The 12,398-nt window shown below is 53.8% G+C and carries 12 protein-coding genes; 6 read left to right on the forward strand and 6 right to left on the reverse strand.

Annotation, left to right across the window (positions count from 1 at the left end; genetic code table 11):
* Positions 1 to 87: 87 nt before the first annotated feature.
* Positions 88 to 1,092 carry a LysR family transcriptional regulator gene (locus tag F8A90_RS09695; protein WP_166018213.1) on the reverse strand — a complete coding sequence of 335 codons (1,005 nt, stop codon included), beginning with the start codon at positions 1,090 to 1,092 and terminating at the stop codon, positions 88 to 90.
* 250 nt (positions 1,093 to 1,342) lie between these two features.
* On the opposite strand from F8A90_RS09695, the gene F8A90_RS09700 reads away from it, so the two are divergent.
* The 5 genes from F8A90_RS09700 to F8A90_RS09720 all read left to right on the forward strand — a co-directional run bounded on the left by F8A90_RS09700 (position 1,343) and on the right by F8A90_RS09720 (position 6,840).
* Positions 1,343 to 2,713: a sodium:solute symporter family protein gene (locus F8A90_RS09700; protein ID WP_200016857.1), complete on the forward strand. Its 1,371-nt coding sequence runs from the start codon at positions 1,343 to 1,345 to the stop codon at positions 2,711 to 2,713.
* Positions 2,714 to 3,328: 615 nt separating this feature from the next.
* Positions 3,329 to 4,318 carry a TRAP transporter substrate-binding protein DctP gene (gene dctP, locus F8A90_RS09705; protein WP_166018217.1) on the forward strand — a complete coding sequence of 330 codons (990 nt, stop codon included), beginning with the start codon at positions 3,329 to 3,331 and terminating at the stop codon, positions 4,316 to 4,318.
* Positions 4,319 to 4,328: 10 nt separating this feature from the next.
* The gene (locus tag F8A90_RS09710) at positions 4,329 to 4,841 is read left to right on the forward strand and encodes a TRAP transporter small permease (RefSeq protein WP_200016858.1); all 513 of its coding nucleotides are present in this window, start codon (positions 4,329 to 4,331) and stop codon (positions 4,839 to 4,841) included.
* A 3-nt stretch (positions 4,842 to 4,844) separates the two neighbouring features.
* On the forward strand, positions 4,845 to 6,149 hold the full coding sequence (locus tag F8A90_RS09715) for a TRAP transporter large permease (RefSeq protein ID WP_200016859.1): 1,305 nt from the start codon (positions 4,845 to 4,847) through the stop codon (positions 6,147 to 6,149).
* Positions 6,150 to 6,171: 22 nt separating this feature from the next.
* Complete coding sequence (locus F8A90_RS09720) at positions 6,172 to 6,840, forward strand: RraA family protein (protein ID WP_233593267.1); 669 nt, start codon at positions 6,172 to 6,174, stop codon at positions 6,838 to 6,840.
* Between the two features lie 131 nt (positions 6,841 to 6,971).
* Here the strand turns inward: F8A90_RS09720 and F8A90_RS09725 are convergent, their stop codons facing one another.
* Positions 6,972 to 7,223, reverse strand: coding sequence for a hypothetical protein (locus tag F8A90_RS09725; protein WP_200016860.1), 252 nt, complete (start codon positions 7,221 to 7,223; stop codon positions 6,972 to 6,974).
* Between the two features lie 457 nt (positions 7,224 to 7,680).
* The gene (locus F8A90_RS09730) at positions 7,681 to 8,187 is read right to left on the reverse strand and encodes an OsmC family protein (protein ID WP_200016861.1); all 507 of its coding nucleotides are present in this window, start codon (positions 8,185 to 8,187) and stop codon (positions 7,681 to 7,683) included.
* 157 nt (positions 8,188 to 8,344) lie between these two features.
* Between F8A90_RS09730 and F8A90_RS09735 the strand changes: the two genes are divergently transcribed.
* Positions 8,345 to 9,439 (forward strand): hypothetical protein, encoded by a 1,095-nt coding sequence (locus F8A90_RS09735; protein WP_200016862.1) that lies wholly within the window; start codon positions 8,345 to 8,347, stop codon positions 9,437 to 9,439.
* A 114-nt stretch (positions 9,440 to 9,553) separates the two neighbouring features.
* On the opposite strand, the gene F8A90_RS09740 is transcribed toward F8A90_RS09735, so the two are convergent.
* The 3 genes from F8A90_RS09740 to F8A90_RS09750 all read right to left on the reverse strand — a co-directional run bounded on the left by F8A90_RS09740 (position 9,554) and on the right by F8A90_RS09750 (position 12,381).
* The gene (locus F8A90_RS09740) at positions 9,554 to 10,693 is read right to left on the reverse strand and encodes a hypothetical protein (protein ID WP_200016863.1); all 1,140 of its coding nucleotides are present in this window, start codon (positions 10,691 to 10,693) and stop codon (positions 9,554 to 9,556) included.
* A 102-nt stretch (positions 10,694 to 10,795) separates the two neighbouring features.
* Complete coding sequence (locus F8A90_RS09745; RefSeq protein WP_200016864.1) at positions 10,796 to 11,257, reverse strand: hypothetical protein; 462 nt, start codon at positions 11,255 to 11,257, stop codon at positions 10,796 to 10,798.
* A gap of 50 nt (positions 11,258 to 11,307) precedes the next feature.
* Positions 11,308 to 12,381: a dsDNA nuclease domain-containing protein gene (locus F8A90_RS09750; RefSeq protein WP_200016865.1), complete on the reverse strand. Its 1,074-nt coding sequence runs from the start codon at positions 12,379 to 12,381 to the stop codon at positions 11,308 to 11,310.
* Between the last annotated feature and the right edge of the window lie 17 nt (positions 12,382 to 12,398).

A 12,398-nucleotide genomic window follows, 5' to 3' on the forward strand; every position in this document is an offset into this window, starting at 1 on the left:
CAGCGGCGCGGGCCATTCAAAACGCGCATCAGGGCGGGCTTCAAGACGGGCTTGAGAGCAAGCCCTTGATCGAGCGCCAGCGGTGGATCAAGTAGCGGGTGCGCCGTCGCTGGCCAGCACGGCATTGGCATCCGGCAGCTGCATTTCCAGCCCACGATGCAGACGCTCTTCCAGCGGCACCTTGGCCAGCGCGTTGTGCAGGAAGTCGACGAAGGTGGATTCGGCGGCACTGAAACGCGCTTCGCGGTGCCACATCAGATGCAGGTCGATATCGGCCACGCCCCCATAGGGTGGCAAGGGCCACAGCTGCCCTTCGTCGATCTCGCGCCGCACGGTGTGTTCCGGCATGCAGCCGATGCCCCAGCCGGCCAGCACCATGCGGCGGATTTCCTGCAGGCTGCTGGATTGACCGATCACCGGGCCCTGCAAGCCCTCGCGGGCGCGGAACATCGCCAGCGGTGACAGCACGCCATCGAGCTGCTCACTGCCAAAGGAGACATAACGTTCATTGCGCAGCGCCTCCAGCGGTAGATTCTGCTGACCGAACAACGGGTGCATGCGACCACAGAAGTAGCGGTAGCTCTGGCGCGCCAGCACCTGGGACATCAGTGGCTCCGGGGTCTGCTGGGCCAGACAGATGCCCAGCGCACCCTGGCGCTGCAACAGGCCCTGCTGCACCTCGTGACTGGACATCTCCTGGATCGAGAAGGTGACCTGGGGAAAACAGCGATGAAAGCGCGCGAACACGCTATCAAGGAATCGGCATTCGATGCCGGTAATGAAAAGGAGCGAGACATGCCCGGAAATCTCCGTATGACTGTTGCCCACCTCAGAGGCGAGACGCGCCACGTTGGCGTAGATCTCCACCGCCTCGCGATAGACCACCTGCCCCGCCCCCGTCACGCGAAAGCTATGGCTGTCACGTTCGATCAGTCGCTGCCCGAGACGTTCTTCCAGACGCTTGAGTGACAGACTCACCGCTGGCTGTGACAGGTAGAGACGCGCCGCGGCCCGACTGACGCTTTCCTCCTGGACGATGACGATGAAGGTTCTCAGCAGGTTCCAGTCCAGCGTGTCATGGATGGGTCGCATGGCGATTGTTCCTGTCCCGAAAGTGGCGCGGCCGGCAAGAGGACAATGAAACGCACTCTCGGCGGCACGCCAGATGGTAATAAAGTCTGCACCGCGTCACCAACGTCTGCCCTCGAGTGATATATTCCCTCTCGCTCAAGACGGCAATGACGATCAATACAATATCAATAAAGCGGAAAACACGACGATGTTCGATACCCGAGAAACCTTCATTCTCTCGATAATGATCATAGCATGCGGCGTATTTCTGATGGGGCTTTCGCTGTATTTCTTCCGCCGCATCGAGACCTATGATGACTACAATGTCGCAGGCCGTTCCACCTCGACCTTCCCGCTGATCTGTACGCTGATCGGTACCGCCGTCGGCGGTTCTACCCTGCTGGGCTTCGTCTCCAAGGGCTACACCTTCGGCATGGGCCAGCTGTGGCTGCCGGTGGGCATGACCTTCGCGGGCATCGCGCTGTACTTCTTCATCGGCAAGATCCACGCCGAAGGCGAGCGCCTTACCATGGTGACGCTGGCCGACTTCCTGGTCAGTCGCTTCGGCGAAGGCGTCAGGGTGCCGACCCTGCTCAGTATCCTGTGCGCCTACGCGGCCATCACCGGCATGCAGTTCGTGGCCGTGGCCACGGTGCTCAAGCTGGTGTTCGGCCTGGCGCTGCCGGTGGGCATCCTGCTGACCTGGGCACTGCTGACCGCCAAGACATGGCTGGGCGGCCTGATGGCGGTCATCTGGTCTGACGCCATCCTGGGCACCCTGCAGACCGTCGGCATCTTCTTCCTGCTGGTCACCGTCTACTACGCCAGCGGCAGCTGGGCGTTCATCAGTGCGGCGCCCATGCCCGAAGGCAACCCTAACTTCCTGAGCCTGACCGGCATTTCCGGCCATGAACTGGCGGTCTACATGCTGACCATCGGTGCCTATCAGTTCGTGCGCCAGGACCTGTGGCAGCGCTTCTGGGCCGCACGCAGCCTCAAGGCGGCACGTACCGGCTACGCCGTCGCCATCGTCTTCACGCTGCTGGTCGGCGCTGCCGTGGTGTTGATCGGTGCCTTCGCCAGGCTGGGGCTGGATATCGCGGTGGCCAATCCGGACCTGTCCTTCTACGCCATCATCAAGACCACGCTGCCGTTGCCGCTGATGGTCAGCATGGTCGTCGTGCTGCTGGCGACCATCATCTCGTGTGCCGATTCGTTCTTCATCGCCGGCGCGTCGTCGATTGCCAACGACATCATCAAGCCGCGCATGAAAGGCCGCGATGATGCCTTCATGCTGCGCATGAGCCGCCACTCGGTGGTCGCCATGTCCTTGATTTCACTGGGCCTGGCGCTCTACGCACCGCGTCTGCTCGATATCTGGATTCTCGGCAGCGCGATGCTGGTCTGCGGTGTGCTGGTGCCGACGGTGGTCGCGCTGTGCCGTCGCACGCCAGACCCGCGTGGCGGAGTGATCATGATGTGGGGCGGGCTGGCCACCGCCGTACTATGGCAGGTACTGGGCCATCCCTTCGGCCTGCACCCGGTGATGATCGGTCTGCCGGTCTCGCTGGCACTGATGCCGCTGGCACTGCGCAAGCCGAGCCTGAGCCTGAGCCTCTCGACCGAGTCTGCACCGCGCTGACTGGCCGAGCTGACTGACCGTGTTGACTGGCCAAGCTGACTTGGCGCACTGACTTACCGCACTGACTGGCCGACCTGGCTGGTTGAGATGACAGTGGCGCTCAGTGCGCCTCAGACAGTGATGCACCAACCGAAAGCCCCCGTGACCGATGACCTCTCGTGAGCATCGGCAACGGGGGCTTTCCTGTGTTCAGCAGCAGTCACTCGATGATTTCATGCCCGCCATTCTACTGACTATCTTCTTGACCAGCTTGCTGAGCGAGCAGATGGCTTCAGAAGGATTTCCTCGATTGACTGACCGCCATCCTTGCGATGACTTGACGGTCTTTTCTACCATGAAGCGGCCTATTTACCCTCGAAACCCTCGCTTTTTGTCAGCGCACTATACACACATATTTTCTTGCATAAATCTGGCAAATACTGCGTATTGAAATTTGAAAGCCCAAAAGGCTGATGATTCGTTGACCGCGAAGGGAGGGCCTCATAGATTGAAGGCGTACCATCACAACAAGAAGCAGGGACAGGTACCGCATGCCTCTCTACGACTCAGCATCAGGGTCACGGGATGTCCCGCATGCACTGCCCCGCTCACAATAACGATAACGTGGATACTGTCATGAAAACCCTCAAGCCCGCTCTTCTTCTCCCGCTGCTCGCGCTCCTCCCGGCCACCCAGTCCATGGCCACCGAATTGCGCATGCTGTCCAGTTACGACCAGACCACCGCCTACTCCCGCGAGATTGCTCAGCGCTTCATCAAGGAAGTCGAAGCCAACAAGGCCGCCGACCTCACCATCAAGCTGACCGGCCCGGATGTGGTGCCGCCCTTCGAGCAGCTGCAGCCTGTCGCTGCCGGTGTCTTCCAGCTGCTGTATACCCACGCCGCCTATCACACCAACACCACCGGCGTCGGCGCCGCGATGGATGGCGTGGCGGTGAACCCGGAACAGACACGTGAATCCGGCCTGTGGGACATGGTCGATGAGCACTACAACGGCCTGGGCCTCAAGCTGATCGCGATTCCGCCGCTGGGCAGCCACGGCTTCCAGTACGTGCTGAAGGAGCCGATCACCGGCACGCCGGGTCTGGATGGCCGTCGTCTGCGCGGCAGCCCCACCTATACCAACGTCACCAAGGGCCTGGGCGGTACGCCGGTGCTGATGTCCAGTGGCGATGTCTATTCCGCGATGGACCGTGGCGTGATCGACGGCGCCGCCTGGGGCCTGAATGGCGTCAAGGACATGGGCTGGCAGGAAGTCGCCGGCTACTACTCCAAGCCGACCTTCGGTCAGACCTACAACTTCGTGCTGATGAATCTGAACGCCTTCAACACCCTGTCGCCGGAACAGCAGCAAGTGCTGCTCGACGAAGGGCGTGAGCTGGAAACCGAGATTGTCCCGATCCTGGATGAACTGGCGGTCGAAGAGTGGAAGGCGCTGGACGAAGCCGGCATGCAGCCCACCGAATTCGCACCGGAAGACGCCGAGCGTCTGGATGCGCTGGTCACCGACGGTATCTGGCAGCTGGGCATCGACAAGTCACCGGAAGCCGTGACCGCCATGCGCGAGCTGGCGATCGAGAAGCACCTGACCACCGTCAGCGAGTAAGGAATTCACCATGCTAACCCTGCTTGCACGTGTGCATGACGGCGTGACGCGAGCAGGCTTCCTTCTGGGCGGTGTCACCTTGTGTGGCATCGTCCTGTGCTTCTGGCTGGAAGTCATCGCGCGCTACTTCTTCAACTCACCCACCCTGTGGTCCGGCGCGATGGTGGCCTACCTGCTATGCCTCTCGATTTCGCTGGCAACGCCGGAACTGGCACGCACCCATGGCCATATCGCCATCACCGTGCTGCCGGAGCGCCTCGGCCCTGCCGCGCGCGCTGTCTATGATCGTCTCCTTGCCCTGGTGACCGGCGCCGTCTGCGCCGTGGCCGGTTGGATCTGCGTGCAGGAAAGCCTGCGTCAGTTCAGCTACCACACCACCACCGCCATGGGTCTCGACATTCCCAAGGTTTGGGTCTCCAGCTTCATCGCCTACGCGATGATCAGCGCCGCCCTGTACTTCCTGCGTCACGCCTTTAGCCGCGCGACGCCCTCGGCGACCGCCGACACCAGAAAAGGACCCTGAGTCATGGAATGGTATACCTCTCTGGGCCTGGCCATCGCCTTGCTGATGGGCCTGTTCGCCCTCGGCATTCCCGTCTTCGCCGCCTTCCTGACCATCAACGTGCTCGGCACGCTGTGGTTGATGGGCACCGCCGGTTTCGGCATGTTCGCCAACAGTGTCTACGACAGCATGACCTCGGAGACGCTGACCACCATCGCGCTGTTCGTGCTGATGGGGGAGCTGCTGTTCCGCTCCGGCTCCATCGATGTGATCTTCGACTCGCTGGATGCCCTGATGGGCCGCATGAAGGGTCGTCTCTATTTCTTCGTCGTCGCCCTCTCGACGCTGTTCGGTGCCCTGTCCGGCTCGGCGCTGGCCGTGACCGCTATGCTCAGCCGCTCGGCGCTGCCGACCATGCAGGAGCGCGGCTATGACGACAGGCTCTCCATCGGCCTGATCCTGGGCGGTGCGAGCCTCGCGCCGATCATCCCGCCGAGTCTGTTGGTGATCATCATCGGTTCGATGGTGGATGTCTCCATCGCACGCCTGCTGATCGCCGGTATCCTGCCCGGCATCCTGCTGGCCGCGCTGTTCATCCTCTATGTGAAGGTGCGCATCACGATGGACCCGCGCCGTGCGCCGCCCGTCGATGAAAGCGGAGGTGGCACGGCCCAGGAAAAGCGCCGCGCCGTGATCAACATGCTGCCGTTCACCATCATCATCTTCGCCGTTCTGGGCCTGATTCTGCTCGGCATCGCCACACCGTCCGAGTCCGCCGCCACCGGCGTGCTGGGCTCACTGCTGGTCGCCGCCTACTACCGCAAGTTCTCCTTCAAGATGGCGGGCGAAGCGGTAATGTCGTCGCTCAAGGTCAGCACCATGATCATCCTGATCCTGGCGTGCTCGAAGCTGTTCTCGCAGCTGTTGAGCTTCACCGGCGCCACCAGCGGGCTGGTGAGCAGCGTGACCGGACTGGATCTCGACCCGGTGTGGATGCTGCTGATCCTGATGCTGATTCCGCTGATCGCCTGCATGTTCATCGACCAGATCGCCTTCATGATGGTGGTGATTCCCATCTACGCGCCGCTGGTCAAGCTGTATGGCTTTGATCCGGTGTGGTTCTGGACGCTGTTCCTGATCAACATCTCGGTGGGCAGTCTGACCCCGCCCTTCGGCTACAATCTGTTCGCGGTGAAAGGCGCCGCCCCGGCGACACCGATGCAGACCATCTACGCCGCCGCCTGGCCGATCGTCATCTGCTTCCTGTTCGCGATGCTGATGCTCTACTGGGCCCCGTGGCTGACGACCTTCCTGCCCAGCCTGATCTGACCGACCACAGCGAGAGACTTTCATGTACCAACTCAATGACATGCCAGACCAGGTCGCGCCGGAGCTGCTGGAACAGCTCATGCAGTGCGAGACGGCCACCATCGGCCACTTCCACACCCACGGCTTCGTCGAACCGGCGATTGCCAGCATGCTGCCGGAAGTACGCATCGCCGGTACCGCCGTCACTGTCTCGCTGCCGCCGGAAGATGGCACCCTGCTCAACCACCTGATGCGTCTGGTGCGGCCGGGCGATGTGCTCATCGTCCATCGTCAGGGCGATCGCCACCGCGCCTGCTGGGGCGGCGTGATGACCACGGTCGCCTCACGCCTCGGCGTGGCAGGCGTGGTGATCGACGGCATGGCCACCGATGCACTGACCATTCGCGACAAGCAGTTCCCGGTCTGGAGTCGCGGTGTCGCCTCCCTGACCACCCGCTTCGCCGGAATCGGCGGCACGCTCAACGTCCCGGTCAGCATTGGCGGCGTGGTCGTCAATCCGGGCGATGCCATCCTCGCTGATGAAAGCGGTGTCATCGTCATGGCGCCAGAGGAAGTCACCGCCATCGCCAGCCACGCCATCGAGGTACAAGAAGCGGAAGACGTGCTGCTGGCGAAGATCGCCGACGGCGCCTGCCTGCCGGATCTTACCGGTTCCAGCAAGCTGATCGAGGAAGTGAACGCACGCAGTTGATCCACTCTCCTGATTCGCCGGTGAAACGCTGAAAGCAAAAAAGCCACCAGATTGCTCTGGTGGCCTTTTTAGTTAAGGCAGCATTGGGCTACAGGAAACATCTAACACTTGACCTCTAGGCGTGAGCTATCTCACTTCCCAAATTCTGCTTTTAGCACTATCTTATAACCACTCAAATCTTTTTCAAGCTCAGCGATTCTTCCCTTGAGCTTCTTAATTAACTCTTTAGCTTTTTTGAGCTCTAGTTCAGTGCTTTGCTCAAGATTTAAATGCAAATTTTCCATTTCGGCTTTTTTTAAGTGTTTTTCAACAGTTGACACACCATAGCCCGTAGCTTGAGATATCGACAGAAGACTGTCCCCTCGCTCTTTTCTTTTTACCATATCAACTCTTTCATCACTCGTAACGTATTTTTTAACCAAACCTACACCCCTTCAACAGAAATAGCCATGTGGATTACTTACTGAAGCGGCATCATCTAAACAGCTCGAAGGAATCAAATCAAGGAATTTTAAACATAAATATTTATTATGTACATTTGCGCATTTTAGTATGCTCGCCTAACCGCAAAAACACATAACGAAAATTTTACAACGGGATGTAAATTAATAAAAAAAGCGTTGCCATTATTGTTTCGTTCGTTATTTATTTAAATAATTAAGTACGTACGTATCTTCTTGAAGGCCCCATGAAATGGGACTTCAACCTCATCCTGCGCACAACAATGCTAGAAACAGAGCGCTGAAACCAAAAAAGGCCACCAGATTGCTCTGGTGGCCTTTTGGGGTCTGGCACGGTCAGTCCGACACGGCCAATTTGACGCAGGCTGACTGCTACACATCACTCATGGATGATCACCGCCTCACAGCTGACCGGAAAATTCAGTGAATTGGCGATGTAGCACAGCGCATGCGCCCTGTGGTGCAGCTCATGAGCGAGCGCGATATCGTCACCGGCGGCCAGCGTGATCTCGGGGCGCAGCACGATGGAGGTGAAACGTCCCGCCTCGCCCTGGCTCTCTGTCTGAGTCTTGCCATCAGCGGCGGGCGCGCCTTCCTGCATCGTGCCCTCGGCGTGGTCGTGATAGCGCATGACACGAATGCCGGCCTCGGCACACAGGTGCAGATACCACAGCTTGTGGCAGGCCGAGACGGAGGCCACCAGCATGTCTTCCGGATTCAAGCGACCAGCGTCGCCTCGAAAGGCAGGGTCGGCGGAGCCTTCAATACTCGGCTTGCCACTGACACGGGCCACGAAATCACGCTCATAGGCGGTGTAATGGCGGGTGCCATCGCCGCGATTGCCGGTCCACTCGAGATCAACCGAATACTGGTGTCGTCTGGACATCGTTGTCTGCTGCTCTCTGAAGGGAAACCGCGTGCGGCGCATGACGCACAGCCTGATACTTCTGCCTGATTAGGCATCTGAACAGCGCCAGCACACGAGAAGTCATCGTAAGCCGATGATAGGATTGAATTGATCGCACTCTGACAGGATGTCACGCATGGCGTTTGCCGTAATACGCTCCTTTGGGGCAATTCCCGGGCTGGCCGTCACCGCCTTCACGCTCGGCCTGAGCCTGGGCTCATGTCTCATGACTCCCGGTGCCTCGGCACGCGCCGAAGCGGCACAGTTTCGCTCCTCGCCTCAGGTCATCAACACGCTGAGCAGTACCTACGGCTTCGTCATCGCCCAGGACATCACGCTGTCACGCATCGCCGAGGAGTACCCCGGCCTCGCGCCGGATGCAGAGCTTGCCTCCGCCTATTTCGACAATGCCTTCCCGAACATCACCCATCGTCTGGCGGACAACCTCGCCACCCTGATGGGGCGGGAGCACGCACGCGAAGTGCTGGATGGCATTCGCCGTCAGATAAAGAAGGAACTGGATTCGCAACTGACCACCGACAAGCTGACCAGCGACTTCGCGGCCCGCTTCATCGAAGCCATTCATCTGCGCGCCCAGGGGGAATATCTGCCCTCGCCGTTCAAGGAATTTCTGCTGGCGACCAAATATCAGATCGAGCCGGTGTACGAGCTGTACGACGGCTATTTCCAGCAGTTCCACACCAAGGGCCATCCCAAGTCGCTGGGCATCAACCTCGCGCTGCACCTGCCCGCCTCGTGGTCTGCCGCCGAGGGTCGCCTGCCGCATATCGTGCAGAAATGGCAGAGTCAGGCCGGTACCGGCACCGACATGATCATCCTCGAGATCTATGACCTGCATGGTGACACCGTCAGTGACGCGCAGCTCAAGGTGATGGCCTCCACCAATACGCTGGCCCAGTGGGCGCCCATCAACAGCCAGATGCTCGACTCCGGCCTGACACGAGTGGATCACCGACAGGCCTACTGGTTCGATATCGCCATGACACAACGACACCAGGGCATGCCCATCACCTCGCAGACCCGCGAATACGGCCTCTTTCTCGATGACAAGCTGATCCGCCTGCACTGCACCAGCTACCACCCCGCCGCCGACGGCACCGCCTACGCCAAAGCCAAGACGGACTTTACCGTCGAGGAAGGCTTCAGCGAGATCAAGCCGTTGTGTGAAGGGGTGATGGGAAGTTTGGTGGTGATGGAGGGAAATAACTAACTGCGCTGTCATTTAAAACTCACAATATAACTCATAAGCGAGTTTTGTAAGCCCCTGCAACCGACTTTTCAACGTACCCTCAAACTTATGGAGTAGCAAGCTAGAGCACGATCTTCACAAGTCTATTTTAAGTGCAATAAATGCACTCACTAATTCATAGATGTCTTTTTTAAGCAAAGACCGTTCATCCTCAAGATAAATAACATTGCCAATCCCTTTCAATGGATCAAGCTTTACATCATCCATACTGCATAAAAAAAGCTGTGAATCTTTAGGTAATTCTGTCATTAAGAAGTCAACAATATTGTCATAATGATTATTTGCTTGCTCATGCTGATTAGGTGTATCGATCACTAGTGGAGCTAACACCTCCTCACTAAACTCATCTACAATATTATAAACAGAAATATAATAGGATAACATAGCACGAATAGATTCAGCTGCTCCCCCGCTGTTTGGAACCTTATTATAACTTAGTATAGACGGCACAGAGCTTGAATCTACTCCGAAAGATTTAAGCTTAAACAAGAAATCACCAAACCTTAACTGAAACCTGTCTTTCACTTGCTTTCTTTTTAATTTAACATTAGCCAACCGCTCTGCCTTTAACTCTTTATTCTTTCTTAATACTTTATCAATCACATCAACTTTCTGCTTCCTATTATTACCTATACGATTACTGGAAAATTTTGAAGCCAGTAATGAGAGTGCAGTCCCTGGTTCTATATCATCTACAATCTTAGATGAATATTTATTATTCAACTTTTCGAGCTCATGGCTAAGATTATTCAACTCAAGATTTTTTTCAGCTATCAGGTCGACTATTTCACTAAACTCCTTATCGAACCTTTTAATCAGGCTAAGCAATTGGTCTGCATCTTGATATAATGTAAACTTTTCCACAACCGAATTATTATAACTGGCTCCGCACGTAGGACATTCAATTTCATTACTCAAGCTTTGAGCGTATTCATAATCTTCATTTACCTCGGAATAATAACCTTTGGCAATCTTCAATCTCGAAGATATATGAGCTTTATCTTTTCTTAGAGCTGAAAGCTCCTCGATAATTATTTCTTTCTTCAGACACAACGGCTCAAGATCATTATTTATTTCATGCTGTAAAACGTCGATATCATCAATATCAAATGATAGACCTGCTAACTCCACTCCTTCATTTATAACCGATATAGCTGTATCGTATCTTTCTATTTCTTTATTAGTCTTATCAATCCTAATCTCTCCATCTAACATTTCCTCCGTTATCGCAAAATATTGCTTATCAAGTATTCCCGCATGAGTCTCAACAATTATTTTTTTCCAATCGGAAAATTGTTGTAACTTGTCAAAACTAGCTCATAGGTTTGACCAGCCTTTTTTCTGGTCAATATAAAAGGGCAAAAAATAAAATGCAGGAGGCGGGGTAATCAAATGCTTTTCATCACGTACCTTTAACTTTGCATCAAAATTAAGAAGCTCTAAAAGGTAACTACTAAAGTCGCCCCCAATGGTGGTATATTTGTGTTTCACACCAATATCATCAATTAAAGTGATGGTGTTTTTATATCTATGTATGCAAAATATCTTACCATCAATTCGAAAATCTAAAGCTACCTCACAATCTAGACTTTTCCACCTATCATCAAAATATGGCTCACACCCAAAACACCAGAAAATATTTTTTACTAACGAAGACTTGCCAACATTATTCTTTTGATCCGAAAGAATCAGATTGTAGCTTTCTGAGAAGTCGAACTTCGCTGCTATCCCCTTTGCACGACTCATAATCATCAAGTTTTTGTAATACATTCGGCTCATAACCATCAATCCTTAAGCTTCGAATTAAATTTTTATATAAACTCTCAATATCATTCATATTGTAACCTATAGAGGATTTCACAAATTAAAGCAGCCAGGTAATCATCATAAGTATCGAAAAACTCCTTAGAAGCTTCGCTCAAGTTACAATATACGTAATCACCAAGGAGAGCAATACTGTCTTTGTCCCCCGGAAATACTGCGATAAAACTCAAAATCTCTTCTGATATACTGGCAACAAAAGGATCTCTATTACTTATCTTTTTTTCATAATACCTATTAAAACAATGGCGAATCCTTGTTCTTCTAAGTGCTGTGAATTGAAAGGATTCTTCAAGTATATCTTTGACCCCATCAGCAATTATATCATCAGGAGCTCGAGTTACATGGCGATGAAAGACATCGCCTATTTGAATGCTTGTAATAGCTTTATTTTTAAGAGCGTCTGCCCATTTCGAGTAGTCAAAATAATTCTCACCTTTGCGATTCATTTCACGTATCAATACATCATAGATACTCCTAGAGTTATAATTGTAATGCGGAGACTGACTGCTTATAATATTGCTAATCCTCCCAATAACAACTTCATCAAAGCCTTTTCTTGGAAGATCTGGAATTATAAAAACCAACTTATCACAAAAAGCATCTGCCTCTTCTAAACTATTGATAGAATTTTTAATTTTTTGAGATTCTTCTTTGCTTAACGAGCTATACTCAATTTCCTCAAATCTATAGTCATTAGTATGCAAGCTAAAACTGTATTCGCCAGTTGAAACAAAACAAACTTTAGAAATTTTATAAGAATATGGCTTACCACAGCAATTGTTAGCAAGCTTTTCAATTACCGAAGTTGGTGATTTAGCCCCCTTCTTTACCAACCTATCTACAGTATATTTATAAGAAACCTCTTTAACTTGGCTAAACTCAAAAGTGGCTTCTTCAACATTCAACGAATTAGCTAACACTACGTCTTCATGCTCTTCTATAAAAAGAGCAAATTCGTTATTTTGCTCATATTCACGAAGGGCACGACAAAATGCCCAGTGATATTGATAATTATATTTAGAAAAAGTTTGACTTCCAGACTTTTCTTTTTTTGGAGCTTCACTCAAAGGATTATTCATTCCTCCCCCTATTTTTA

Source organism: Cobetia sp. cqz5-12, assembly GCF_016495405.1.
GTDB lineage: Bacteria > Pseudomonadota > Gammaproteobacteria > Pseudomonadales > Halomonadaceae > Cobetia.

Excerpts from the sequence above, each read along its gene's own strand:
- F8A90_RS09695 (WP_166018213.1), bottom strand. The coding sequence starts at position 1,092 with ATGCGACCCATCCATGACACGCTGGACTGGAACCTGCTGAGAACCTTC.
- F8A90_RS09700 (WP_200016857.1), top strand. The coding sequence starts at position 1,343 with ATGGGGCTTTCGCTGTATTTCTTCCGCCGCATCGAGACCTATGATGAC.
- dctP (WP_166018217.1), top strand. The coding sequence starts at position 3,329 with ATGAAAACCCTCAAGCCCGCTCTTCTTCTCCCGCTGCTCGCGCTCCTC.
- F8A90_RS09710 (WP_200016858.1), top strand. The coding sequence starts at position 4,329 with ATGCTAACCCTGCTTGCACGTGTGCATGACGGCGTGACGCGAGCAGGC.
- F8A90_RS09715 (WP_200016859.1), top strand. The coding sequence starts at position 4,845 with ATGGAATGGTATACCTCTCTGGGCCTGGCCATCGCCTTGCTGATGGGC.
- F8A90_RS09720 (WP_233593267.1), top strand. The coding sequence starts at position 6,172 with ATGTACCAACTCAATGACATGCCAGACCAGGTCGCGCCGGAGCTGCTG.
- F8A90_RS09725 (WP_200016860.1), bottom strand. The coding sequence starts at position 7,223 with ATGGTAAAAAGAAAAGAGCGAGGGGACAGTCTTCTGTCGATATCTCAA.
- F8A90_RS09730 (WP_200016861.1), bottom strand. The coding sequence starts at position 8,187 with ATGTCCAGACGACACCAGTATTCGGTTGATCTCGAGTGGACCGGCAAT.
- F8A90_RS09735 (WP_200016862.1), top strand. The coding sequence starts at position 8,345 with ATGGCGTTTGCCGTAATACGCTCCTTTGGGGCAATTCCCGGGCTGGCC.
- F8A90_RS09740 (WP_200016863.1), bottom strand. The coding sequence starts at position 10,693 with ATGTTAGATGGAGAGATTAGGATTGATAAGACTAATAAAGAAATAGAA.
- F8A90_RS09745 (WP_200016864.1), bottom strand. The coding sequence starts at position 11,257 with ATGAGCCGAATGTATTACAAAAACTTGATGATTATGAGTCGTGCAAAG.
- F8A90_RS09750 (WP_200016865.1), bottom strand. The coding sequence starts at position 12,381 with ATGAATAATCCTTTGAGTGAAGCTCCAAAAAAAGAAAAGTCTGGAAGT.